Origin of the sequence: Sellimonas catena (genome assembly GCF_027924685.1) — a bacterium.
Taxonomy (GTDB): Bacteria; Bacillota; Clostridia; order Lachnospirales; family Lachnospiraceae; genus Sellimonas; species Sellimonas catena.
In genome coordinates this window covers 45,520-69,753 of record NZ_BSBO01000015.1, presented here as the reverse complement: position 1 = coordinate 69,753, position 24,234 = coordinate 45,520, and the positions used below count along the sequence as shown (strand labels likewise).

The 24,234-nt window shown below is 46.5% G+C and carries 23 protein-coding genes and 2 pseudogenes; 2 read left to right on the top strand and 23 right to left on the bottom strand.

Annotated elements, in window-relative coordinates; translation table 11 throughout:
* Positions 1–23: 23 nt before the first annotated feature.
* Both rsmA and Selli1_RS08620 read right to left on the bottom strand, forming a co-directional pair.
* Entirely contained in the window at positions 24–899 is an 876-nt protein-coding gene (rsmA, locus tag Selli1_RS08625) for a 16S rRNA (adenine(1518)-N(6)/adenine(1519)-N(6))-dimethyltransferase RsmA (RefSeq protein ID WP_087169038.1), read from the bottom strand.
* Between the two features lie 65 nt (positions 900–964).
* The gene (locus Selli1_RS08620; protein ID WP_087169037.1) at positions 965–1,726 is read right to left on the bottom strand and encodes a TatD family hydrolase; all 762 of its coding nucleotides are present in this window, start codon (positions 1,724–1,726) and stop codon (positions 965–967) included.
* 92 nt (positions 1,727–1,818) lie between these two features.
* Between Selli1_RS08620 and Selli1_RS08615 the strand changes: the two genes are divergently transcribed.
* Entirely contained in the window at positions 1,819–2,112 is a 294-nt protein-coding gene (locus tag Selli1_RS08615) for a hypothetical protein (protein ID WP_087169036.1), read from the top strand.
* 83 nt (positions 2,113–2,195) lie between these two features.
* Here Selli1_RS08615 and Selli1_RS08610 read toward each other — a convergent pair whose 3' ends face one another.
* From Selli1_RS08610 to Selli1_RS08525, 19 genes and pseudogenes are all read right to left on the bottom strand, one after another.
* Positions 2,196–2,729 (bottom strand): hypothetical protein, encoded by a 534-nt coding sequence (locus tag Selli1_RS08610; protein WP_087169035.1) that lies wholly within the window; start codon positions 2,727–2,729, stop codon positions 2,196–2,198.
* Positions 2,730–2,762: 33 nt separating this feature from the next.
* Positions 2,763–4,433: an AAA family ATPase gene (locus tag Selli1_RS08605; protein ID WP_281872733.1), complete on the bottom strand. Its 1,671-nt coding sequence runs from the start codon at positions 4,431–4,433 to the stop codon at positions 2,763–2,765.
* 104 nt (positions 4,434–4,537) lie between these two features.
* Positions 4,538–4,618: pseudogene (locus Selli1_RS18515) on the bottom strand (SEC-C metal-binding domain-containing protein); the annotation flags it as partial.
* A 927-nt stretch (positions 4,619–5,545) separates the two neighbouring features.
* Positions 5,546–5,836: pseudogene (locus Selli1_RS18510) on the bottom strand (tetratricopeptide repeat protein); the annotation flags it as partial.
* Entirely contained in the window at positions 5,829–6,818 is a 990-nt protein-coding gene (locus tag Selli1_RS08595) for a hypothetical protein (RefSeq protein ID WP_281872732.1), read from the bottom strand. The pseudogene Selli1_RS18510 and the gene Selli1_RS08595, both read right to left, overlap by 8 nt.
* Positions 6,819–6,889: 71 nt before the next feature.
* On the bottom strand, positions 6,890–8,131 hold the full coding sequence (locus Selli1_RS08590) for an aminopeptidase P N-terminal domain-containing protein (protein ID WP_281872731.1): 1,242 nt from the start codon (positions 8,129–8,131) through the stop codon (positions 6,890–6,892).
* Positions 8,132–8,233: 102 nt separating this feature from the next.
* Complete coding sequence (gene metG, locus Selli1_RS08585) at positions 8,234–10,156, bottom strand: methionine--tRNA ligase (RefSeq protein ID WP_087169032.1); 1,923 nt, start codon at positions 10,154–10,156, stop codon at positions 8,234–8,236.
* Between the two features lie 510 nt (positions 10,157–10,666).
* Positions 10,667–10,789 (bottom strand): winged helix-turn-helix transcriptional regulator, encoded by a 123-nt coding sequence (locus tag Selli1_RS18505; RefSeq protein ID WP_243273048.1) that lies wholly within the window; start codon positions 10,787–10,789, stop codon positions 10,667–10,669.
* Complete coding sequence (locus Selli1_RS08575) at positions 10,782–11,933, bottom strand: RNA/DNA-binding domain-containing protein (protein ID WP_281872730.1); 1,152 nt, start codon at positions 11,931–11,933, stop codon at positions 10,782–10,784. Before Selli1_RS08575 ends, Selli1_RS18505 begins: the two co-directional genes overlap by 8 nt.
* A 63-nt stretch (positions 11,934–11,996) precedes the next feature.
* A complete protein-coding gene (locus Selli1_RS08570; protein WP_087169030.1) occupies positions 11,997–12,869 on the bottom strand; it encodes a DegV family protein in 873 nt (290 codons plus the stop codon).
* 33 nt (positions 12,870–12,902) lie between these two features.
* On the bottom strand, positions 12,903–13,520 hold the full coding sequence (locus Selli1_RS08565; RefSeq protein ID WP_087169029.1) for a V-type ATP synthase subunit D: 618 nt from the start codon (positions 13,518–13,520) through the stop codon (positions 12,903–12,905).
* A gap of 13 nt (positions 13,521–13,533) precedes the next feature.
* On the bottom strand, positions 13,534–14,970 hold the full coding sequence (locus Selli1_RS08560; RefSeq protein WP_191427737.1) for a V-type ATP synthase subunit B: 1,437 nt from the start codon (positions 14,968–14,970) through the stop codon (positions 13,534–13,536).
* 20 nt (positions 14,971–14,990) lie between these two features.
* Entirely contained in the window at positions 14,991–16,757 is a 1,767-nt protein-coding gene (locus tag Selli1_RS08555; protein ID WP_330616830.1) for a V-type ATP synthase subunit A, read from the bottom strand.
* Positions 16,750–17,337, bottom strand: a complete 588-nt coding sequence (locus Selli1_RS08550; protein WP_242959050.1) for a V-type ATP synthase subunit E — start codon at positions 17,335–17,337, stop codon at positions 16,750–16,752. The genes Selli1_RS08555 and Selli1_RS08550 overlap by 8 nt, the downstream gene beginning before the upstream one ends.
* A 15-nt stretch (positions 17,338–17,352) precedes the next feature.
* A complete protein-coding gene (locus tag Selli1_RS08545) occupies positions 17,353–17,661 on the bottom strand; it encodes a V-type ATP synthase subunit F (protein WP_087169026.1) in 309 nt (102 codons plus the stop codon).
* Between the two features lies 1 nt (position 17,662).
* Positions 17,663–18,094 (bottom strand): ATP synthase subunit C, encoded by a 432-nt coding sequence (locus tag Selli1_RS08540; RefSeq protein ID WP_087169025.1) that lies wholly within the window; start codon positions 18,092–18,094, stop codon positions 17,663–17,665.
* A gap of 14 nt (positions 18,095–18,108) precedes the next feature.
* Complete coding sequence (locus tag Selli1_RS08535; RefSeq protein WP_191434380.1) at positions 18,109–20,049, bottom strand: V-type ATP synthase subunit I; 1,941 nt, start codon at positions 20,047–20,049, stop codon at positions 18,109–18,111.
* Entirely contained in the window at positions 20,046–21,092 is a 1,047-nt protein-coding gene (locus Selli1_RS08530; protein WP_191434377.1) for a V0D/AC39 family V-type ATPase subunit, read from the bottom strand. Before Selli1_RS08530 ends, Selli1_RS08535 begins: the two co-directional genes overlap by 4 nt.
* A gap of 3 nt (positions 21,093–21,095) precedes the next feature.
* Positions 21,096–21,407: a hypothetical protein gene (locus Selli1_RS08525; RefSeq protein ID WP_087253885.1), complete on the bottom strand. Its 312-nt coding sequence runs from the start codon at positions 21,405–21,407 to the stop codon at positions 21,096–21,098.
* Between the two features lie 143 nt (positions 21,408–21,550).
* Here Selli1_RS08525 and Selli1_RS08520 point away from each other — a divergent pair, with 143 nt between their 5' ends.
* Positions 21,551–23,347 (top strand): DUF885 domain-containing protein, encoded by a 1,797-nt coding sequence (locus Selli1_RS08520; protein WP_191434375.1) that lies wholly within the window; start codon positions 21,551–21,553, stop codon positions 23,345–23,347.
* Positions 23,348–23,420: 73 nt separating this feature from the next.
* Here the strand turns inward: Selli1_RS08520 and rd are convergent, their stop codons facing one another.
* Positions 23,421–23,579 carry a rubredoxin gene (gene rd / locus Selli1_RS08515; RefSeq protein WP_024733984.1) on the bottom strand — a complete coding sequence of 53 codons (159 nt, stop codon included), beginning with the start codon at positions 23,577–23,579 and terminating at the stop codon, positions 23,421–23,423.
* Positions 23,580–23,694: 115 nt separating this feature from the next.
* Positions 23,695–24,219: a spore maturation protein gene (locus tag Selli1_RS08510; RefSeq protein WP_087169020.1), complete on the bottom strand. Its 525-nt coding sequence runs from the start codon at positions 24,217–24,219 to the stop codon at positions 23,695–23,697.
* Positions 24,220–24,234: the final 15 nt, after the last annotated feature.

The following is a 24,234-nucleotide window of genomic DNA, read 5'->3' as shown; positions in this document are numbered from 1 at the left end:
TCATTACCTCCTTTTCTGTGCTTTTATGCAAGCATCTCATTAATTTTATTGGCAAGTCCGGCAAACTCCTCCAATGTCAGAGCCTCTCCTCTGACACCGGCACCCTTTCCAAGACTTTCCACCGCCTCTGTGATCTGCTCTTTTGTAATAGTGATCTCAGGCGAATTGTTCAGACCGTTTACCAACGTCTTTCTCCTCTGGTTAAAAGACGCCCGGATAATCTGGAACATCAGTTTTTCATTGTCCACCTGTACCGGCGGCACTTCGTGCCTCGTCAGGCGGATCACCGCCGACCCCACATTCGGCCTTGGCATGAAACAGTTCGGCGGCACATTAGCCGCAATATACGGTTCGGCATAGTATTGAACTGCCAGCGAAAGCGCTCCATAATCCTTGCTTCCCGGACCGGCCTGCATCCGCTCCGCAACTTCCTTCTGCACCATGACGGTCACCGAAGCCAGCGGCACCTGACTCTCAAACAGACTCATAATAATCGGAGTCGTAATATAATAAGGCAGGTTTGCAACTACCTTGATCGGCCTGCCGCCGTTTCTTTGTTCTGCGAGGCCCGCAATATCTACTTTAAGGATGTCATCATGTATCACTTCTGCATTTGGGAATCCGGAAAGAGTATCCTGTAGAATGGGAATCAAAGCCTTATCGATCTCTACAGCGACCACTTCTCTCGCTGCCTGCGCCAGATACTGAGTCATCGTTCCGATGCCCGGTCCGATTTCAAGAACAAAGTCATCTTTCGTAATCTCAGCTGCGCGTATAATCTTGTCCAGAACGTGGGTATCGATCAAAAAGTTCTGTCCGAACTTTTTCTGAAAATTGAAATGATATTTCTGCAGTACCGCGATGGTATTCTGCGGATTTCCTAAAAAAGGATCTGTCATAAACTTTCCTCACTTTACTACTTTATTTAGTATAACATACTTCACTTCTGCAAATTGTTAAAATATTATGAAAAGTATATTAATTTTGCATTATTTTCAGTCTGTTTTATTACCGTTTCTTTGTCAATTCCTTTGATTTCTGCAATCTGCTGTGCCACAAAGTGAATATTCCGGGAGTCATTTCTCCTGCCCCGGTTCGGCTCCGGCGCCAGATACGGACAGTCTGTCTCCAGTACGAGCTTCTCCAGCGGAATCTCCTTTACAATCTCTTTAAGTTTTCTTCCGTTTTTAAACGTAACCACTCCGCCTACTCCGATGGAAAATCCCATCTTAACATATTCTTTTGCCATTTCCCTGGAATAGGAAAAACAGTGAATGATGCCGCCCAGCCCCTTTGCGTGCTCCTTCATGATCTCCATCGTATCTTCCGCCGCATCCCGGCTGTGAATATTGACCGGAAGCCCCGTCTCTCTGGCCAGATTAAGCTGCCGGATAAACCAGTGCTTCTGCACCTCTCTCGGCTCCGTATCCCAGTGGTAATCGAGCCCGATCTCGCCGACCGCCACGACCTTTTCCTTCCGGCACATCTGCCGCAGCTCTTCCATGGCCTCTTCATTCAACTCCCCGACATGGTCCGGGTGCACGCCCGCAGCCGCATAGACAAACGGGTACTTCTCTGCCAGCCGTACTGCATCCCGGCTGGACTGCATGGACGCTCCGATCTCTACGATCGTTCCCACACCGGCGTCCGCCATTCCGGCCAGAAGCTCATCCCGGTCCTCGTCAAACTGCTCATCGCCATAATGCGCATGTGTATCAAAAATCATTGTTTCCACTCCTTAAAATCCAACAAGATGGTTGTATTATAATTTAAAACATACTATAATTCAAATAGAATATCAATAGGAGGGACTTTACAATGCAGGTATATGACAAGGTAAACAAAACCGAGCTTACCGCCGACACCGAAGAGCTGATCAAGCTGATGGCTCCGGGCGGACGCCAGGTTGACTTATATCTGAAAGAGAAAAAATCCGACGAGGACGGATACATGACATGGGACGTAGAGCACTGGTCCAGCGTAGACGGAAGACGTTTCATCCGCTGCTATTCTCTGGAGGGCCGCGTATTAAGCGAATCCACAGGCCACAACATCTACGACCTGAAGAATGAATTCAAGCCGGAAGAAGCAGAGAAAGTAGAACTCAGCTAAAAGTTACTCAGCAAAAGCATCGGCGCACCGGGAGCATGTCTCCCCGGTGCGCCGATTCCCTTTCTTTCTTATCCGATCCCTTTTTACGAAACTTCATCAATCGCCGCAAAAAGTTCATCATCCGCAAAATAGAAGTAATCGATCTTTCCCTCTTCAAAAGCCGCATCGATTTCCTGATGGACCGTGCTGCCGTTTACACGGACTTCCACCTCATATTTCTCTGTATTTTCCTGCTCTCCCGCGTCATCTGATTTCCGGACTGTTTCAAAAGAAATCTCACATTCTTTTTCCTGCGCTGCATAGTACACATTCAGCGGAAAACCGCTCCGGTAAAAATTCTGAAGTCCGGATTCCGTAAAATAGTCTCCGTAAACGTCTTCGATCGTCTGGCTCAAGCCGCCCGACTGCTCTTCCGTGTCTGTATCCGTTCCCGAAGAATCATCCTGTGCCGCAGCCATCACCTGATCGGCGCTGCCGCCCGGAAAAGAAAACAGTTCCTCACACAGTGCACGCAGCTGCTTTGTCTCCGGATCCTGTCCAGAACATCCCGCCATTAATACAGCAGACAGTATCAGACTTCCAAGGAAAAGACATCCTTTCTTTTTTTTCCATTTCATATTGTATTGGCTCCTTATCTCACACATAAACTCTTATTTTGTCTTTACCAGACAGCGTTTCTTAAAAAAAGATATTCCATAGCAGAAGATGTGATCATAATCGTCCTCGTATTCTCTGGCATACATCTGCTTGTCAATCTGCATCAGCGCTTCCTCACAGCTTGTCTCCATGTCCTTCAATGCCTTGGAATACTTGGCCTCAAAAACCGCTGCCCGGCTTTCCACCGGATCGTACACTACCACATCGCTTCTTCCTTCTCCGTGCTCCTTGTTGGATTCCACAATGTACCCTGCACCTGCAAAAATTCCCGCCAGAAATGCATGGTAATAGTCTTCTTTATAATCGTGATAACTGATCGTCCGGCGGAGCAGTTTATTCATTTCTTCCGTCATGACTTCTGTATTTCCGCTCCAGACCGCATCAAACAGTGATTTGCGGTTCCAGACTCTGGCACTGTCATCAAACCATTTTTTTATCGTAGTTTGAAAAATCTCCCGGATCTCTGCATTTGGAATCTGAAGGGCAGTTCCATCTTCCGGCAAAGATGCGGAAAGTTCCTCCTCGCGTACTTGTGTTAGATAACCTGTCAGATAGAGGATACTCCAAAGATTCTCTTCCGAAGAATGCAGATAGTCATAGGTCAGATTCTCATCAATCCTCTGGACAATATACCCTCCGGAAAGCAATGACTCAAGCTTTTTTGTAATTGTCCCACCTGCATAATCAATAAAAGAACGAATAATCCCATTATCGCTGGTATTCTTCCAGTAACTTTCCGGACCTGCATTCGGATTGATTTGAAGATCTCTTATATAATTCATCACATCCCACGGACAATAAATATCAACGTTTCCAAAATGATATCCATCGTACCATTCTTTCACATCTGTGGCATGCTCCAGCGCATTTGCATCCTCTAAAATCCTGTTCACTTCATCCTGTGTAAAGCCGAAATATTCATTTAATCCAGAATTCGCAATGGTGTCAGAAACAAAATTGTTCGTTCCGGTAAAAATGCTTTCCTTTGCGATTTTCAAACATCCTGTAATCACCGCAAAACGTAGAGACTGATTATCTTTCAGTGCCTGCATGATTCCTTTCATCACATCCAGCATTTCATTGTAGTAACCGTTGCTGTTCGCTTTTGCTACCGGAACATCATACTCATCCAAAAGAAGGATCACCTGTTTTCCATAGTACGCCTGCATTGCACGTGTCAGTGACAGTAAGCTGTTTTTTATGTCTGATTCTGAGGCATCAAAATTTAAAATATTCTTGATGACACTTCTGTCATACGGAGAAATTTTCTCACTGTCCAGAAGATAACGGTGGCTATCACATAACTCGATAATAACAGAACACAGCATGTCATATGCTCCGGAAAAATCCAGTCCATCCACCCTTCTGAGCGAAAAAAAGATAGTCGGCCACTGATTCATCCACCGGTTGCAAAGTTCCGTGTTCTCATCAATCTCCAATCCTTCAAATAACGCTCGACTGTCTTTCCTGATGTCAAAAAATTCAGCGAGCATATTCATTCCGAGTGTTTTCCCAAATCGGCGCGGACGTGTAATTAATGTCACTTTTGTCGCCGTAGTCCTCAACAACTCCTCAATCAAACCGGATTTATCCACATAATAATATCCATTCTTGCGGATCTCTGCAAAATCGGAAACTCCGACAGGAATATTCAAGCAAGCCATACTGCCCTCTCCTTCCCTTATACTTTTTATACTGCCATTTTACCAAGTCAGTGACCTGACTGCCAGTAGAAAACATATATTTTTCTATTTTAGATGACATCACCTTATTTTCCGCAGCACTTCTTATATTTCTTACCGCTTCCGCATGGACACGGATCATTTCGTCCTACTTTTACCCCTTTCCGTCTGTATGGTTCCCAGCCATCTACCAAAACTTCTGCCCTGCCTTCTGCATTCATCTGACTATATTCGTCTTCAAGAAACACTTTCCATTCATGAAGGGTTTGATGCCCGGATAATTTCTGTAATTCTTCCAGTACTTCTTTTGCTGTTTGTTCCGGATCATGCTTTACCCTTTCCAGAAATTTCCGGCTGCACTCATAGTTATATGGATAATTTTCCTGAATGTACTTTATTTCTTCCAGATGTCCCGGCACATATCGGCACAGATTCCACTCCGAAATAAGTGCATCTCTTTGTATATCTTCTCTGTCTTCCATCCACGGTATATCTTTAAGCGTATAGCGGATATTATAAATAGCATTCAGACCTGTATCCATAATTTTGCTGACTTTTCTGTCGTCATGGAAACGATACGATTCCCATATGATAAAGGCTGATTTCAATGTTTCTTTTGTTCCCTCTGTTCTCAGATAATTTTTCCTGCTGATATAATCAATCAGTTCACGGAAAAGCGGCCGATACCATTTATTACGCATCTGTGTGGATAAATAAACAACCGTGGAAGCCAGGTTTTCCTGCATCTTTTCCGTCATCTCAATCCGGCTCAAGAAATGCAGATACAGTTCCAGATCTTCTTTATATTTCCCATTTGTCAGGGAAATGTCCAGATAGAGCACATTTTGGAATACAGCATCCAGCAATTCAGCCAGTGGAATTTCTCCTGTTTCTACATATCTATCCAGCTCCATTCCGAACATTTCCCGGCTTTCTTTTTCTTTCCCGATTTTCTGAAGGCAGTCACCGTAACTTGTATAATAGAAGGGGTTATATTGTTCCGGCGGTCCGGCTGCTTTAAACTGCTTTACCGCTTCCTCAAATTCACCCATTCCATGATAAGCCATTCCAAGGGAGCGGTGATATCCCGCATTCTCCGGATTTATTTCCACTAATTCATGGAATACCATTGCAGCTCCTGCCATATTTCCCTGTGCAAAGTAACACTGACCGAGCAGCTCCATAATATCCGGTTTTGAATCATCCTCATCCAGTATTCTGCAGCACAGTCCTGCCGCTTCCTCGTATTTTTCTTCATCTGCCAGGCGAAATGCTTCTATTACCTGTTTTTGCAGCGGAAGCGCAAACTGTCTGGCGAACTTTTCTATTTCTTTTTTCGATGTTTCTTTATCATCTGATTTTTTTATTCTTAGGATCTTATTCATCTTTCTTCTTCTCCTTAATTCTATCCTGATATTCCCGGATTAACGATTCTCTTGGTTTTATCTTTTTAGCAAGCCCGTATTTATAAATTTCAATCCATTGCTCATTCGTACCTGTCAGATCTGCTACTTCCAACGCTTTGTAAAGAATGATTTCTTTCCTCGATTCCATACAATTTTTAAAATAGTATTTTACGCCTTGTTCTGTTTCTGCCTGCAAAAGAGAAATTGCTAAAATCAAATCGCAGAAATTATCGATGTCTTCCCTGAGATAAAAAGCTAAATGACTATCCTCTTTTATACTTGTCAGTTTTTCTTTTCTCTTTCTAATCGCTTCTTTGCATTCTTCCACTGCGATTTCTTTTACATCACTTGTATGAAGCAGGGAGATGAATTCCATTTCCTGATCGTAATGCAAAGAGATTCTGCTAAGCCCCCCTGTACATGCCAACTCGGCCATCTTTGCAATCTTTTCTCTTGTATATCCTCCTTCAAAAGTCTTCGCCGCGACCAGATGATAGAAATCTCCCTGAAGCCATCCGATAGATCGAAACGGATCATCGGTGGAAAACAGATAGTATTGACATGCCTGGCAAATCAACTCATAAAGTTTAGTCAGAAGGTTCAACGCCCTCTCATAATATTCACTGTCCGACTTGATTTTTTCCAGCTCTTTCAAATAACCTTTCACAAGAAATCTCCATTTCGGACGCTGACTCTTTGGAATTACACGGTTAGGCGCAAAGTAATTTCCTTCTTTTGCATTTCCGATAAATGTTATGATCTGCATCTCCAGCTCTTCAAAACTAACTGTTTCTTTCTTTTTCTTTGTTTTGGCATTCTCTCCGGATAATGCTGCCTGGATCAGAACGTCTGCTTCTTCTTTTTGACTCTTTGTAAGCTGTTTATAGGTTTCTACAAATGCTTTTTCCAAAAGGACTCGATCAGCGCTGCTGATAATCTGCCGTAATTCCTGTACTTTCATCTTCTACTCCTTGCTAAAAAAGATATGTATCTCCGTATTCCCGGAAATACATATCTTTTTCATTTTCTTTTCTAATTCATAACCGCTTCAATGTCTTCCACTGTTCTAGGGATATCCTTTGACAGGTTTCTGCATCCGTCCTCTGTGATGAGGCAGTTGTCTTCGAGACGGAATCCGATGCCCCATTCTTCGTGGTAGATTCCGATATCCACACAGAATACCATGCCAGGCTGGATGATGGCGTCTCTTGCGGATACGACATCGTGGGTGTCAAATCCGACATGATGCGCTCCGCCATGCCACATATAGGTTCCGATATCATCAAAGCTCTTGCATACGCCTGCTTCTTTCAGCTGCTCGAAGCAGTAGCGGCGGATCTCCGCATCCACTTCTTTCATCGGGATGCCCGGTTTCAGCATGGAGAACATGTGCTCGGAAGTCTTGTACTGACACTCGAAGAGGAGTTTCTGTCTGGAGGAATACTTTCCGTTGCAAGGCCATCCTCTGGATACGTCTGTCAGCTCATTGTCCCAGCGTACACCTACATCATTGAGCACGATATCGCCGTCCATAGCCTGTCCGCGGTATCCATAATAATGGATGCAGAAGTTATTCTTTCCAGCGCTGATAATGGACGGGAATCCCGCCTCCAGAACGCCGTGCTGTGCCAGTGCATAATCATACTCTGCCTTATACTGGTATTCATACATACCCGGTTTGGAATGTGTCATCATGGCAAGAATTCCGGCTTTTGTGATCTCCTGCGCTTTTTCCATCGCACGGATCTCACACGGTTTCTTGATGAGACGGAGCATCTTCATGATCGGCAGGGAATTTTCGATCGGCATGGATGGATATTCCTGCTTCAGGAATGCTTCCATGCTGTCTGCCGCGCTGACAACAACCTGTCCTTCCATCCGGTCAATGTCCAGATACACCTTCTGGATCCGTCCGGAAGTCAGCACCTTTTTCAGCTCTTCTTCAAATGTCTCTTTGTAGGCAAAGCTGGAAATCATGGAGACTGCTTCTATCTCTTCCGGTTTCATTCTGCTTCCGGTCCATCTCTCCTCAATCAGGTTTGGCGGAAGAATAAACAGGGTTTCCCTGTATCCTGATGCATCTTTCTCCATCATAAGGACGGTATCTTTCTGCTCCATTCCGGTCAGATAAACAAAGTTCCGGTTCGCGAAGTAGCCATAGTCCTCATCAGCCGTCTTACGGACCGGGCTTCCGCTGAAGAACAGGGCAAGGCTGCCCGGCTCCAGCTTCTCCATAAACGCATCTCTGTTTCCCTTGTAAAATTGTGGTTTCATTGATCGTTTCCCTCCATTTCGTTTGTACTTTAGTCTAGTACCATTTTAGCACAAACACTCGATAGAATCACTGTTTTTTCCTATGATTTTCCTATAATATTTCTAGCAGATTTCCGCTCCTGCCGGAACGTCTTTTTCAGGCTGCATCAGTACGATGTTTCCATTTTCATCTTCCGCACAGAGAATCATTCCTTCGGAAAGCACGCCTGCCAGCTTCGCCGGTTTCAGGTTGACAAGAACCATGACTTTCTTTCCGACCATCTCTTCCGGTGAGTACCATTTCTTGATTCCGGACACGATCTGTTTTACCTGGCTTCCGATCTTCACCTGAGAGCAGAGAAGTTTTTTGGACTTCGGAACTTCCTCACATTTGATGATTTCGCCTACCTGGAACTGCATTTTCATGAAATCATCGTAGGAGATTTCCGGTTTTGCCTCGATATCGATCACCGGACCTTCCTCTTCCTGCGGTGCTTCTTCCGGCTGTGCAGGATGAAGTTTCTCTACTTCTTCCATCACTTCTTTGATATCTCTTCTTGCAAAAAGAATCTCCGGCTTGTCTGTCACATGGCCGTCTCCAAGCTGTGCGAGGATCTTTTCGGCTGTCTCCGGCATATATGGTGCAAGTAGTTTTGCTCCTTCGGAGATGCTTGTAATCAGGTTGTAAAGCACTGTCTCAAGACGGTCTTTCTTATCCTCTTCTTTTGCAAGTGCCCATGGCATTGTTTCATCGATATATTTGTTGCAGCGTTTGAAAAGATTGAAAATCTCTGTGATGGCGTCTGCCACTCTCAGGTCTTCCATCTTGGCGTCCACTTTGCCGGATGTCTCTTCCGTCACACGCTTCAGGTCTGCATCCACTTCTTCTGCCACGCCTTTATCCGTCACTGTTCCGCCAAAATACTTATTTGTCATGGAAACTGTTCTGTTTACAAGGTTTCCTAATGTATTGGCAAGGTCAGAGTTCATTCTCTCTACCATCAGTTCCCATGTAATGACACCATCGTTGTCAAACGGCATTTCGTGAAGCACAAAATAACGTACTGCATCCACACCGAACAGGTTGACAAGCTCATCCGCGTAGATCACATTTCCTTTGGATTTACTCATCTTGCCGTCTCCCTGCAGAAGCCACGGATGACCAAATACCTGCTTCGGAAGCGGAAGATCCAGCGCCATCAGGAAAATCGGCCAGTAAATCGTATGGAAACGGATAATATCCTTTCCGATCAGGTGCAGGTCTGCCGGCCAGTTCTTGTTGAAAAGCTCAGAGCTGTTTCCGTCCGCATCGTATCCGATTCCGGTGATGTAGTTGGTCAGCGCATCCAGCCATACATAAACGACATGTTTCGGATCAAAGTCTACCGGGATTCCCCACTTAAATGACGTCCTGGATACACAAAGATCCTGAAGTCCCGGAAGAAGGAAATTGTTCATCATCTCGTTTTTCCGCGCAACCGGCTGAATAAATTCCGGATGCTCGTTGATATGCTGGATCAGGCGGTCCGCATATTTGCTCATTTTGAAGAAGTATGCTTCTTCTTTTGCCGGTGTACACGGACGTCCACAGTCCGGACATTTACCGTCCACAAGCTGGGACTCGGTAAAGAAGGATTCGCACGGAGTACAGTACATTCCTTCATAGTATCCTTTATAAATGTCTCCCTGATCATACAGCTTTTTGAAGATCTTCTGCACCTGTTTCTCATGGTAGTCATCCGTTGTACGGATAAAATGATCGTATGATGTGTTCATCATGTCAGCGATCTCTTTCACCTGGGCAGCTACTTTGTCCACGTACTCCTTCGGAGTCACGCCTGCTTCCTCCGCCTTCAGCTCGATCTTCTGTCCATGTTCATCTGTTCCGGTCTGGAAATAGACATCGTAGCCCTTGCTTCTTTTGTATCTTGCGATTGCGTCCGCAAGCACAAACTCATACGTATTTCCGATATGCGGTTTGCCGGATGTGTAGGCAATCGCAGTCGTGATATAATACTTTTCTTTTTCATTACAATTACTGCACATAGATTTTTCTCTCCTTTTTTAATAAACGCTAAAATCAGCTTCACCTGTTGATACGGTCCACCAGTCAACGCTACAAAATAAACATAGAGTTCCGCTTGCGGAACTCTCGCGCCGAGTGCGGTCGCGTCAGCGACAAATTTCTGCCTCGCACGAGTACGCATCCCGCGGAGCGTTTTTATTTAACAGGGAACAAAGTTTCCTGTTAAATAAAAAGCCTTCCGGGGATATTTCCCCGGAAGGCGAATCCGCGTTACCACTTCCGTTTATCTGCCCCTCGCAGGACAGACCTCTGCGAGTGCCGGACGGCACCCTCCGCTGTAACGGGCGGAACCCATCATGAATTATCACGGTCATCCGTGTTCATCCATGCCGCTCTGAAGCCATCTTCCATCTTCCTTTCTCCATCCCTCTCAGCATCCGGGAATTCTCTGTAAGATTCCAGAACATGTACTCTCTTCTTCTACGCGTTTGCTTATGTAGTAAAAATGGTAGCATAGAAATTTTTGAAAGTCAAGATTTAACAATCCACTTCCCTTTTCGATTGGTTCCTACTCTTTCAATTACTCCCTTTTCTTTCATTTTTTTGATATAGTACTTCAACGTATTTTTATTTAAATTCAGTTTTTCAGCCATTTGTTTTTGAGAAAGAAACGGATTCTGTTCTATCAGTTCCATAATATTTTTTTTCAGGATCATTTTCTTTAGACTGGGTGGTTTGGGTGACTGACTGGGTGGTCTGGGTGACTGACTGGGTGGTCTGTTCTTCTCTATTTCCCTCATCCAATGGTACAATAATTTTAAATATATCTCCTTCAATAAACTCGGGATCATTTCCAGAATAAAATTTACTATATTTAAATAAATTTCTTACACCAGAACCAAGCTGATCCGCATAACCAATATTTCTAAAAAAGGATGCGATAATTGGATTTTTGGGTATTGGTTCCATATTATCCGGTGTAATCACAATATTTTGAGAAGCACGATTGGCATTCTCCACATACATCCGTTCCTTTTCTATTACAAATTTTGCCTGATAAGAGCTTGTATATTCACGATGGATCAATGTATTCGCAATCATCTCACGGGTGATAATATTTCTCAGACTCTTACGTTGGTCATCTTCGAGAAAAAATTTATCCAGCAAATGCTTGCGCCCAAATTCCATTAAACGCTCATAGCTTTCTATCAAATTTGTCTGGATGATTTCTCTATCATCATAACGATCAATGTTTACTCTGCGTAAAAGCGCATCTGTCACATAGGCCGGTACAATGTCTAAAATTACATCGTCTTTTCCAAGAAGCATAACCGCTGCCAGATTGAATCCCTGCTCACCAGTTACACGATCAATAGAATATAATCTCGCACTTTTCAACAATTCATCATCTGTCATACGGCTCCACGGATGTCCGCTTCCGTTACTCTGATTTTCTGCCATAATACGAAGTTTAGGAAGCATATCAATCCGGTCATAAATTATTTTCTTGTAACTATGAACCTCGGCACTTGGTAAAACATGAATATGAATAATTGTCTTGCCCTCATATTTCAGGACTTTGGGTGACAAATAAACTGTAGGTGTAAACAACGCCGGATTGCTGACACAGCTTATAAAGTTTCTGACCATATCAGCTGCCGCATTTTCCGGCACCCCTAAAACAGTTCCATCATCCAGTACGCCTAAAAAAATGTCTCCTCCAAAACGGTTCAGAAAAGAGCATACTGTTTCATATACATCGCTTTCAATACCATTCCCACAACGCTTGAATTCCACTGCGATGGTTTCTCCTATGTCCCGTATTTCCTTAATCGCTTATGAATCCACAGCCTCGCCTCCTTATTCCGTCACTTTCCCTCCGTAGTACACCAGTCCTACAACGCCCGGTCCTGCGTGTGTGCCTATGCTTGGGCTGACATCGTTGATAACGACATCCTCAAATCCAAGATCGTTTACCATTTTCTTCACTGCGAGGGCATCCTCCATGCAGTCTCCGTGAAGGATTGCCACTTTGCGGTCTTTTCCGTAATGTTCCGGATCCAGCGACTTTTCCATGTTGGTGACAAGTGTTTTCAGCGCCTTCTTCCGCCCGCGGACAGTGCCGTCGGATTTCAGTTCTCCTGATGCCGTTATACGAAGAAGCGGCTTGATGTTGATCATGCTGCCGACAATCGCAGTCGTTTTGGAGACACGTCCTCCTCTTTGAAGATGGTGCAGATCATCCACGGTAAACCAGACATTGATATGGCTTCGTTCTTCATTCAGTACTGTCAGGACTTCCTGCATTGCTTTCCCCTGCTCCCTTAATTCTGCCGCCCGGTACACTGACAGACCTTCGCCGAGGGATGCATTCAGGGAGTCAAAGATCTCGATTTTCCTGTCCGGATACTCATCGAGCAGCTCCCTTGCCACCATGCGCACGTTGTTATAGCTGCCGCTCAATGCGCTGGAAAATGCGATGTGGAGAATATCTTTTTCTTCTTTTAAAACCGTCTCAAATTTTTCCCGGATGACTGCCGGATTGTTTGCCATGGATTTCGGAAGTTCTCCCTTCCTCATCGTCTCATAAAATTCATGCGGGGACATGTTTTTTTCGTCTCCGTAAACCTCATCTCCGAATGCGTAGTACTGCGGAATCACCGGGATTCCATATTTCTTCAAAACCTCTGCCGGCACATCCGAATTTGAATCTGTTGTAATCGTGTAGTCCATCGTTGTTCTGCCTCCTCATTTCATCTCTTTTCTCTAACTTTGTTTTCTCCGCTTGATCACTTTCAGCCTTGTAAATTCTTCTCTGTCTTTTTCTTCCAGTGCGTTGCTGATGCTTGATACAAGCTGTGTATACATCGGGATAGTGATGTTCTGCAGCGCATTGGCTCTCTTCTGCGTCTTTTTAATATTGGAAGCAAGCCGGTAAGCCGCATTCTCCACCATGGAAAGCTTCACCGTCAAATCTTTCACCTTCCGAAAAGCTTCCGCCGCCCGGTCCGCGGACTCTTTTGTCGCGCTGAACGCATAAGTCGGAACCGGTGTCTTCGGTGTATATTTCACATGCGGGATCTCCGTTCCCATGATACTTCTTGTCTGGATCACGATCGAATCTTCGATCGGAACCGTATATGCGATCTGGGAGATCGTATTGATCCCGTTTTCAATATTTGCCTTCTGAAGACATTGATACGCATAGGTAAATGTGCTGTCAATCTCCTCCTGAATGGTGCGGGCCTGATCGATCAGATCCATCAGTTCCCGGATCAGAATGTTTCTCTTTTTATCCATCAGTTCATATCCCTGCTTCGCAAGCGCAAGAGAATTCTTCGCAAGCATCAGGTTGCCTTTTGTCGGAAATGTCCGTGGATCCAACAGCCTCACCCCTTTACATTTCTTTATTTGCTACAGAGCCCGGACTCGCACTCGTGGTGACACCTTCATCCCGTTTTGTCGGATGATAGTATTTGTCCAGAATCTTCGTATTAACACGGTCCAGCTCCTCTCTCGGAAGCCGTCCAAGAAGCTCCCATCCAAGATCCAGTGTCTCCTCGATGGTACGGTTTTCCTCCGGACCCTGACCGATGTATTTCTCTTCAAATTCCTTTCCAAACGCAAGGTATTCTTTATCGATCGGGGAAAGTTCGTCCTCTCCGATAACCGATGCCAGATTTCTTGCGTCCCCCACTTTTGCGTAGGCGGAAAACAGCTGGTTTGCCAGATCCTGATGATCCTCCCTTGTGTAACCCTCTCCGATTCCGTCTTTCATCAGACGGGACAGGGACGGCAGGACGCTGATCGGCGGATAAATGGACTGACCGTTTAAGTTCCGGTCCAGTACTATCTGGCCTTCTGTAATATATCCGGTCAGGTCCGGGATCGGGTGGGTAATATCATCGTTCGGCATCGTCAGAATCGGAATCTGCGTTACCGAACCGCCTGCGCCCTCCACGATGCCTGCTCTCTCATAGATTGCAGCAAGTTCACTGTACAGATAACCCGGAAAGCCCTTCCGGCTTGGGATCTCTCCTTTGGAGGAGGACACCTCACGCATGGCCTCGGCAAAGGATGTCATATCCGTCAGGATGACAAGGATATGCATGTTCTGCTCAAAGGCCAGATACTCTGCAACCGTCAGCGCTACTTTCGGCGTAATCAGACGTTCCACCACCGGGTCGTTTGCCAGATTCAGGAACATGGCCACATGGTCTGCCACGCCGCTCTCCTCAAAAGTTCTGCGGAAAAAGTCCGCCACGTCGTGTTTGACTCCCATGGCCGCAAAGACAATGGCAAACTCTTCACCGGAATCCTCTCCCAGAGACGCCTGCTTGACGATCTGCGCTGCAAGCTGGTCATGCGGCAGTCCGTTTCCGGAGAAGATCGGCAGCTTCTGTCCTCGAATCAGCGTAGTCAGGCCATCGATTGCCGAAATCCCGGTACGAATATAGTTCCTCGGATATTCCCGTTTTACCGGGTTGAGCGGCAGTCCATTGACATCCCGCCTCACTCGCGCGGCAATCGTTCCCAGATCATCGATCGGCTGTCCGATTCCGTTAAAGGTTCTTCCAAGCATCTCGCGGGACAGTCCGATCTCCATCGGATGCCCGGTGAGTCTGGTGTGGGTGTTGACAAGGGACATTCCCTCGGATCCTTCAAAGACCTGGATGACCGCCTTGTCCCCATAAAGCTCAATGATTCTTCCAATCCGCTTCTCGTTTCCTCCCACAATAAATTCTACAATTTCATCATAAAACGCATCCTGTACCCCTTCCAGTACAATGAGGGGACCGTTAATGCTGCTAAGCCCAAGATATTCGATTGGCATAACTGTTTCGTTCCCTCCTTTTATGCATTTTTCTCCAGCACACGCTGGTAGAAGGTATCAATGTCCCGCCGGTACTGCGCAAACAGTTCCAGCCGGTCATTCGGCACATCGTACTTGATGGCAATGACACGTTCAAAAATATTTTCCGACTTCAAAACCGACATCGGATGCCCCATTGTCACAAGGGCCCGTGCCTGTTTGTACAGATATAAAATCGTATCCATCATCAGGAACTGCTTTTCCAGAGAGACGCACGTATCATCTTTGTGGAAAGCGTTCTGCTGCAGGAAGCCCAGACGGATGACTCTTGCAATTTCCAGAATCAACTTCTGGTCATCCGGCAGAACGTCACTTCCGATCAGCTTGACGATTTCCAGAAGGCTGCTCTCCTGATTCAGAAGGGCCATCAGCCGGTTCCGGTAATCTACAAACTTCGGAGAAACATTGTCCTGATACCAGTGGGACAGATCCTGCAAATATTCACTGTAACTGGAAAGCCAGTGGATGGCCGGGAAATGTCTGGAGTAGGCAAGGCTCTTGTCCAGTCCCCAGAAGCATCTCACAAACCGCTTCGTATTCTGTGTGACCGGCTCCGAGAAGTCACCGCCCTGAGGCGATACCGCCCCGATAATGCTGACTGATCCTCTCGTACCGTTTAAGTTCTGCATCATGCCCGCTCTCTCATAGAAAGCCGACAGCCTGGATGCAAGGTAAGCCGGGAATCCTTCTTCTGCCGGCATCTCCTCCAGACGTCCGGAAAGTTCACGAAGAGCCTCCGCCCATCTCGATGTGGAGTCCGCCATGATCGCCACATCATATCCCATGTCCCTGTAATACTCGGCCAGAGTAAGTCCCGTATAGATACTTGCCTCACGGGCCGCCACCGGCATGTTGGACGTATTGGCAATCAGCGTCGTCCGGTCCATCAGAGGGTTTCCGGTCCGCGGGTCTGTCAGTTCCCCAAACTCCTCCAGAACCTGGGTCATTTCATTTCCACGCTCTCCGCATCCGATATAGATAATAATGTCCGCATCGGACCATTTGGCAATCTGATGCTGGGTCATTGTTTTTCCGGTTCCGAATCCTCCCGGGATCGCAGCTGTTCCGCCTTTTGCGATCGGGAACATCGTATCGATGATCCGCTGTCCCGTCACAAGCGGTACCGATGCCGCAAACCGCTGGCTCACCGGGCGCGGTGTCCGGATCGGCCACTTCTGGGCCATCGGAATCTCCACCGTTTGTCCGTTTTCTGTATCCAGAGTCAGAAGCGGCTCTTCGATCGTGTACGGCCCGTCCTCCCGCACAGATACGACCGTACCGTGCAGATGCGGCGGAATCATACATTTATGGACAATAGCTCTTGTCTCCGGTACCTCCGCAAAAATATCGCCGCCGTTGACATAATCGCCTTTCTTCACAGTAAAATGGGTGTCCCATTTCTTTTCACGGTCGAGGGAGTCGACCGAAATTCCTTTTGTAATAAAAGCTCCGCCCGTCTCTGATATTTTTTCCAGCGGACGCTCAATTCCGTCAAATATATTGTTCAGAATCCCGGGCGCCAGAGTCACCGACACTGCATTTCCAGAGGCGGTCACTTCTTCTCCCGGACGAAGACCCGATGTCTCCTCGTACACCTGAATAGTTGTCCGGTCCTTATCGAGGGCAATGACTTCTCCGACCAGATGATCCCTTCCCACATAAACCATTTCGGACATTCCGAATCCGGTATTGCCTTTCAGATAGATGACAGGCCCGTTGATTCCATAGATTTTCCCAGTCTTAGACAACTCCATCACCTCCCAGGAATACAAATTCATCATACTCCGATCTCAGAGCGGTCCTGAAAGAATGATCAATCAGAATATTTCTGCCGCGGATGACTGCCCGGACTCCTCCGATGAAGTCTTCGTTGCTGATCGTCAGCATGGTGCCGGACTTTAATTCCAGCTCCTCTTTCATCTCCTGATCCGAAGGATTGATATAGATTGTCAATCCTTCATCGCCCGCAAATTCTACAGACTTCCTAATACAGCGCAGAAGAAAGTCCCGGTACTTCTCTGTTTTCATATAGGATGCCACCAGCTCCATGACCTCCCGGAACACCTTGTCCTTTAGTTCTTTCTGCACTCTTCCTTCCTGCCTCTTCAGATCCAGCTGTGCCTTTGCCATCGCCTGGTTTTTCTGCTGTCTGGCATTGACTGTCTCCGCTTTGATCCGGGTCTCCATCTGGCGCACGGCCTCCTGCTTATGATCCTCAAACACCTTGTCGAGGGCCGCGCGGTAACTCGTTATAATCTCATTTCCTTCTGCTCTGGCCGCCTCCATTGAGGAGGTCTGAATCTTCGCAATTTTCTCATCTAATGTCAAAAGGAATCCCTCCTTTTATAATTTCAGTCCGATTGCTTCGGTAATATAAGATGTGATAAAGTCTTTTCTCCGTCCGGTTCCGTGTCTGTCAGGAATCTCCACAAGCAGAGGCATTTTCCTCTCCAGACGGAATTCGTCGATGAGATCCGGAAATTCTTTCCCGAATTTCTCCGTCAGAAGGACAATCCCCACAGTCTTGTCCTTCAGAACATTCTGGAGCGCCTCATAGAGCTCCTCACGTTCGTGTACGACAACTCCGTCCACGCCTGCAAGGCGCATTCCTGTATACGTATCGACATTATCACTGATCAGAAACATCTTCATCTTATAACTGTCCCAGGATCATGAAGGAGATGATCAGCCCGTACAGGCAGACACCTTCTGCAAGTCCTACGAAAATCAGCGACTTACCAAGGACGCTGGAGTCCTCGCTGATCGCGCCAAGTGCCGCGCTCGCTGCACTTGCCACGGCGATACCGCCGCCGATACAGGATAAACCGGTAACCAGTGCGGCCGCGATATAGCCCATTCCCGTTGCTGTAGAGGCAGAGGCTGCCGCGTCCGCCGCCTGTACATTCGGTCCTGCAAACATCATAATCGATGCCAGAACGAATGCTCCGAAGAAGAAAAATACATTCACTCCAATGGCACGTTTGTAACGCCCTTTGTTCTTCTCTCCGATCAGATAATATCCAAACGGAATGATAATACTTAAGATCAGTGCTGCAATTAGCGCTATTCTCGCTGCAAGAGTCATAATAAAGTCCTCCTTTATTTTTCCATTTTTCTGTTTTTGTTATATGGCTCAAACTTTCTTCCGCTTCCTTTATAGAACCGGCTGAACATCTCATAGTATTCCAGACGAAGTACCTGGATTCCGACTACAAGTCCTTCCATCAGACAGACAAACAGGTTTCCAAGCACGATCACCACCCAGTTTGTATGCCCGCCCTCTACTCCGGCAAGCATCAGTACGACCTCCATCATCGCCGCATGGCTGACGGCAAAGGCTCCGATACGCACGAAAGAAAGAGTGTTCGAAAAATAGCTCAGGAGCATCTCGAACAGTTCAAAAAATCCTTCTACCAGGAACATCACTGCTCCTTCTTTCATCTTCTCTTTCTTCTTCAGAAGCGTGTTTGTCAACGGCTCCTTAAAGAGAATCAGAAGAAGCGGCACTCCGAACATCACAAGAAGCACGATTCCTGCCGGTGTCTTGTGTCCGGTCATGAACAGAACCACAACCGCCACAATCGATCCGTAAAAGACAAGTCCGGCCACTCCGTTCGGATCAAACCATGCGCCCTGAACATCGTGTCCCCGGAACGCATTGATAATATGAAGTACCATCGCCACCAGAATCAGCAGCATTCCAAAGGCAATCGACACGATAAATACCGTATTGAGTTTCCCGACAAACGGGAGTGTCGTCATATGGTCGATGGGCCTAAGCCACAGAGGCTCTATGATATCTTCAAATCCGAACACACTTCCAAACATGAAGCCGAAGATTGTTGAGAATACACCTGCCGTAGCAATGATTCCCGCAAGCGGGAGTTTCTTAAAGTGGTAAATCAATGCTCCCACAATGACAAGCAGAAGTCCCTGGCCTACATCGCCGAACATCACTCCGAAGATGAAGGAATAGGTGATTCCCACAAAAAGGGTCGGGTCAATCTCATCGTGGGACGGCAGCCCGTACATACCGACGAACATCTCGAACGGCTTGAAAATCTTCGGGTTTTCCAGTTTTGTCGGCGGTTCTCCGAAGTAGCTGTCATGGTCGTCCTCCACGACAACAAAAACCTTGTCGTCCTGCTCCGCTTCCGCCATAAACTTTTTGACGTCCTCTTCTGCCATCCATCCACAGAGAATGTAGTAATCTTCTTTTTTATCTTCCACCCTGGCCGCCATCTTACGGACATCGAAATTGTGAGCAAGCTCTTCCAGCCTCTGCTTCGCCCACACAAGCTGCGAGGCTTTCTGTTCCAGCATCTTCGCCGCTTCTTTATCCAGGTCATCAATTTTCTTCTGGATTTCATACATTTCCTTCAGAAGCTTCTGGCTTGCTTCCTCCGGCGATCCTTCGTACTGCGCCGGAATCTCAATCCGCTCAAAATGAAGTGAACGGAATACCGCATCCGTCTTCTGAAGATCCGCAGGTGCGGCAAAATAAGCACCATAGACAGATGTCCCGTCCTGCGCTCCTTTTACAAAGACCGCATCCAGATCGTTCAGGAGATATTTCTCCAGCTTCTGGTACTGCTCCACCGGCATCTTGCCAAAACGGTAGGCAATATATTTATAATTCAGGATCTTTCCAAGATCACCGCCCATCGGCCGGAACGGCTCGATGACTTTCTGTCTGGCCGCAATCTCTTCTTTCTTCTTTTTCCACTGATCCTGCTGTGACTGCAGTTTTAAATATTCCTCATTTGTTGTCCGGATCAGTTCAAAAATATCATTGAGCCCCATTTTCGTATCCGGTAAGGTCTTATCCGGATCTTCCAAAAATCCCACAAACTGCACCGCTTTAAGAAGTGCATCCCTGTACGGATTCATTTCCACAAAGGGCCTTAAATTGTCCACTGTCTTCAGCTCAGAAAGCGCTGATTCCAGCTGGATTTCATATCGTGACAGATACAGATCCATCACACGGTCAATATCACTGCGCGGCCCTGAGATATTGACAAATTTCATTTTTACAATCATTTTTTCTGCCCTCCTGTATACTCCATGATCTCATCCGAGGATACACCATAGCGCACACATTCTATCACGGTCGTCAGCTTTTTGATCTCCTCCTCTTTCATAAAGAGGTAGGTATTGATCGACGCAATAGAGTACGGATTTCTCCTCCGGTCTGTCGTGTACAAATAATACAGATAATCCGCGTACATCTTTTCCACCGTCAGATTCTGGCCAAAATCATAGTGTCTTGCGTACGAGGTCTTCTGCACGGCATTCTGAAATTCCTCCAAAGTCGGCGCTTCCACCATCTCCTTGACCAGCCCGGTGCTGATCTTGTACTGGATCGGAATCAGCAGCGCATAAATATCCGGCGGGGACAGGCTGAAATATTTCTTGGCCCGGTAAATCCACTGAATATTCAGCATATTGATCTGGGTCCCGTAATCTCTCGCAAAAAGCTCCAGTTCCTTGTCCTTCAGGATCTTCTTGTGATCCTTCCACATGGAAACAAAGTAATACAGATTCAGTGCCAGATCATAATCAAACAGTGTCGCCTTCCCTGAATCCCTCAGCTTCTTTAACGTTTCATAGTATTCCGTTCCCTTCAGGTTCTCAATCAATTCGTCCGTCGTTCTTGCATGAACCAGCTTTTCGATGGAAATCTGCGAATACCGGTCAAAAAATGCTTTCTTATGGTTCAGATCGAAAGGCTCCTGATAGTGGTTGATGACGATCCTCAGGCAATAGTTGATCAGCTCCACTTCGTACCGCTTCAGATAAAGCTTTAAAAACTTTCTCTGCTCCAGTGTGCAGAAACGGTAAATCTTCGTGTAATCATGGTACAAGGACAGTTCCAGAAGCTTCTCGATGTTCCCCCTGTGTACAAGGGACGGCTCCAGATTCTCCAGGATTTCCCTGTATACAGTATTCTGAATCAGGTAAGAAACCACTTCCGGCACACTGCTCATGAGCATGATCTCATCAAACTGCTCTTTCGTAAGGAGTTTGGCCTCCATTGCCCTTAGCTTCGTGACAATCCCACTGTAGGCAAGTAAATTTCCCATAAGCTACACCTCTGTGATCCGCTTTAAAATATCTTCTGCATACAATGTATGCTTCTCCTCATACTCCTTTTGAAGGGATGCGATGAGCTCCCGACTTGTATTTTCCTGACCGGTAAGAAGGTTCTCCTTATCATGCTCAAGCCCCTCCTGAATCTTTTCGATCCGGGCTTTTGTCTCCTCCTCCATCCGAAGGTCAAATACCTTTCTCTTCTCTTCGTATTCCCTGTCGAGTTTCTCTTTCTCAGCCTCTGCATGCGCTACAATCGCCGATGCAGTCTGCTCAATTTCCGTCAATTTGTTGATTACAGAGTCCATAGAAAGCCCCCTTTTTGTATAATTTGCAATTATCTCTTATCATACAACTTTTAAAATAAAATGCAATGGTTATTTCAAAAGTTTAACATTTGACCGCACTATTTCACATATAATATGACAAATTCTATCTGGAGCCTGAATTTATGAAATTTTCACTCCCAGTTTTCTCATGTTTTCGCAGAAAAAAAGTCCGGTTTGTCCTTCTGGCGGCGGTCAGCCTGGCCGCTGTCTCTCTGCTGATTTATTCCTTTCTTCCGCCCTCTTCGGACCCGGATTCTTTCTTTTCCAGAACGATCACCTCAAACAGCACGGATGAACAGTTTGAAGCATTTACAAAAACACTTTTCTGCCAGGAGGTGTCCGGCGATTCTATCAGCCTGCACTTTAATTTAAAGGATCCGGAAAGCTACGGGATTCTGGACGCGCCTGTCACCTTCGGTACCTTTGTATCCTCTCCCGAGAGTTCCGGAGCATCTCTGGAAAATACTCTGGCAGCATTTGACCGCTTTTCGCCAAAAAAGCTGTCCAAAGAAAATCAGCTCACCTGGCGGATTCTGGATTCTTATCTTGAGACCGCCCTTTCCTGTTCCAAATATCTTCTATATGAAGAGCCGTTAAGTCCGCTCACCGGAACCCAGTCCCAGCTTCCGGTTCTGCTCTCTGAATTTACTTTTGAGACGACAGAGGATATCGATACATACCTGTCACTTCTTTCTACCATGCCGGATTACTTTCAGTCTCTGATTGACTTCGAACAGGCCAAATCCGAGGCTGGCCTTTTCATGTCTGACGACAGAGCGGACGCCGTCATCCAGGAATGTCAGGACTTCGTCTCCATGGGAGAAGATCACTATCTTCTCTCCTCCTTTGAAGAACGCCTTGACGAGATGGGTACGCTATCGGACAGCGAGCGAATTCTGTACACAGCCAAAAGCAAAGATCTCCTGACTACTCAGATTTTTCCCGCCTACCAGATTCTGATAGACGGGCTGACTTCACTGAAAGGTTCCGGCACTTCCGACACGGGGCTTTGCAGTCTCCCGGACGGCAAAGAATGCTATGAAGCATTTCTGAAACAGGAAATCGGAACGGACCGTTCCGTCGAGGAACTTGAGCAGCTCGCCGCCTCCCAGATCATCTCTGATATGAAAGAGATGAAAGCGGCACTTCCCGCCTCCGGAATCGTGTCGGACGTTGTCCTTCAGGAATCCTCCCCGGAATCCATCCTCCTGGAACTGAAACAGAAAATGGAGCCGTCCTTTCCTGACATCCCGGACGTTTCCTTTACCGTCAAGCAGGTGCCAACATCCACGCAGGAATATTTAAGCCCCGCCTTTTATCTCATCCCGCCCATCGACGACAGTACCCAAAATACGATTTACATCAACCCGCGACATGAAATGGAAGGCTTAAACCTTTTCACCACACTGGCCCATGAAGGCTATCCGGGCCACCTCTACCAGACGACCTATTTTCTTTCGCAGGATCCGGATCCGATCCGCACCGTCCTGAACTTTGGCGGATATGTGGAGGGATGGGCCACCTACACAGAAATGATGTCCTACTATCTGGCGCCGATCTCCAAAGAAGAGGCCGTTATCCAGCAGAAAAACGCTTCTATCATCCTCGGTCTCTATGCTCTGGCCGATATCGGAATCCATGAAAAAGGCTGGTCGGAAGAAGACACGCTTGCTTTCTTCTTCCAATACGGTATCGGTGACAAAGACAGCATTTCGGAAATCTATCAGCTGATTCTGGGGGATCCGGCCAACTACGCAAAATATTATTTCGGCTATCTGGAATTTCTGGAACTGAAAAAAGAGGCCATGACCCGCTGGGGCGAAAATTTTTCCCAGAAACGGTTTCATAAGTTTGTTCTGGATATCGGGCCGGCTCCTTTTGATCTGATCAGAGAAGAACTGGAAAAAACGGACGCATAGAAAAAAGAGAAGACAGCGGTCACACAGGGCATCTGCCCCGGACCGGTCTGTCTTCTCTTTCGTTTCATTTCTATTATTCTGCTACGAATACTTCTTTTCCCATACCGCAGATCGGGCATACCCAGTCTTCCGGAAGGTCTTCAAAAGCTGTTCCCGGTGCAATTCCGTTATCCGGATCACCTACTTCCGGGTCATATACATATCCGCATGGTTCGCAAACATATTTCTGCATTTTATATTCTCCTTTCTTCCTATGCAAATAGTAAGAATTACTATTTTTATTTATGACCAGTATAATCTATATTACAAAAAAAATCTATCCCTAAATTTGTTTTTTAATAAATTATTTACATTTTTCCGGCAAGCCATACACTCGCCGCAAGTCCGGCCGCCGTCGCAATCATCGCTCCGGCCAGTGTATATCTTGTCTTTTTCACCTTTGCAGTCATAAAATACACAGACATCGTATAAAAAATCGTCTCCGTACACGCCATGGAGATGGAGGCGATCCTCCCTATGTAAGAGTCTGTCCCGAATTCCTTGTAAATATCCGTCAAAAGTCCGGTAGCCGCCGACGAGGAAAACATTTTGACGACAGAAAGAGGTACCAGCTCTCCCGGGAATCCGATTTTCTCCGTCCACTGTCCCAGAATTCCGGACAGAAACTCCAGAAAACCTGAGGCTCGGAGTACTCCCACTGCCACCATCAGCCCTACGAGTGTCGGCATGATCTTCAACACCGTATAAAACCCATCCTTCGCCCCTTTGATAAATGTCTCGTAAACCTGTACCCGTTCCAGAATTCCGGAGACAACAATCGTAAAAATCAGAAAAGGGACGATGTACTGAGACAGAAATAAAACAAACTGCATATTCTGTGCTCCTTC

What these genes read in the sequence shown, in the direction of transcription:
- rsmA (WP_087169038.1), bottom strand. Translation starts at nt 899, where the DNA reads ATGACAGATCCTTTTTTAGGAAATCCGCAGAATACCATCGCGGTACTG.
- Selli1_RS08620 (WP_087169037.1), bottom strand. Translation starts at nt 1,726, where the DNA reads ATGATTTTTGATACACATGCGCATTATGGCGATGAGCAGTTTGACGAG.
- Selli1_RS08615 (WP_087169036.1), top strand. Translation starts at nt 1,819, where the DNA reads ATGCAGGTATATGACAAGGTAAACAAAACCGAGCTTACCGCCGACACC.
- Selli1_RS08610 (WP_087169035.1), bottom strand. Translation starts at nt 2,729, where the DNA reads ATGAAATGGAAAAAAAAGAAAGGATGTCTTTTCCTTGGAAGTCTGATA.
- Selli1_RS08605 (WP_281872733.1), bottom strand. Translation starts at nt 4,433, where the DNA reads ATGGCTTGCTTGAATATTCCTGTCGGAGTTTCCGATTTTGCAGAGATC.
- Selli1_RS08595 (WP_281872732.1), bottom strand. Translation starts at nt 6,818, where the DNA reads ATGAAAGTACAGGAATTACGGCAGATTATCAGCAGCGCTGATCGAGTC.
- Selli1_RS08590 (WP_281872731.1), bottom strand. Translation starts at nt 8,131, where the DNA reads ATGAAACCACAATTTTACAAGGGAAACAGAGATGCGTTTATGGAGAAG.
- metG (WP_087169032.1), bottom strand. Translation starts at nt 10,156, where the DNA reads ATGTGCAGTAATTGTAATGAAAAAGAAAAGTATTATATCACGACTGCG.
- Selli1_RS18505 (WP_243273048.1), bottom strand. Translation starts at nt 10,789, where the DNA reads ATGGCTGAAAAACTGAATTTAAATAAAAATACGTTGAAGTACTATATC.
- Selli1_RS08570 (WP_087169030.1), bottom strand. Translation starts at nt 12,869, where the DNA reads ATGGACTACACGATTACAACAGATTCAAATTCGGATGTGCCGGCAGAG.
- Selli1_RS08560 (WP_191427737.1), bottom strand. Translation starts at nt 14,970, where the DNA reads ATGCCAATCGAATATCTTGGGCTTAGCAGCATTAACGGTCCCCTCATT.
- Selli1_RS08545 (WP_087169026.1), bottom strand. Translation starts at nt 17,661, where the DNA reads ATGAAGATGTTTCTGATCAGTGATAATGTCGATACGTATACAGGAATG.
- Selli1_RS08540 (WP_087169025.1), bottom strand. Translation starts at nt 18,094, where the DNA reads ATGACTCTTGCAGCGAGAATAGCGCTAATTGCAGCACTGATCTTAAGT.
- Selli1_RS08535 (WP_191434380.1), bottom strand. Translation starts at nt 20,049, where the DNA reads ATGATTGTAAAAATGAAATTTGTCAATATCTCAGGGCCGCGCAGTGAT.
- Selli1_RS08530 (WP_191434377.1), bottom strand. Translation starts at nt 21,092, where the DNA reads ATGGGAAATTTACTTGCCTACAGTGGGATTGTCACGAAGCTAAGGGCA.
- Selli1_RS08525 (WP_087253885.1), bottom strand. Translation starts at nt 21,407, where the DNA reads ATGGACTCTGTAATCAACAAATTGACGGAAATTGAGCAGACTGCATCG.
- Selli1_RS08520 (WP_191434375.1), top strand. Translation starts at nt 21,551, where the DNA reads ATGAAATTTTCACTCCCAGTTTTCTCATGTTTTCGCAGAAAAAAAGTC.
- rd (WP_024733984.1), bottom strand. Translation starts at nt 23,579, where the DNA reads ATGCAGAAATATGTTTGCGAACCATGCGGATATGTATATGACCCGGAA.
- Selli1_RS08510 (WP_087169020.1), bottom strand. Translation starts at nt 24,219, where the DNA reads ATGCAGTTTGTTTTATTTCTGTCTCAGTACATCGTCCCTTTTCTGATT.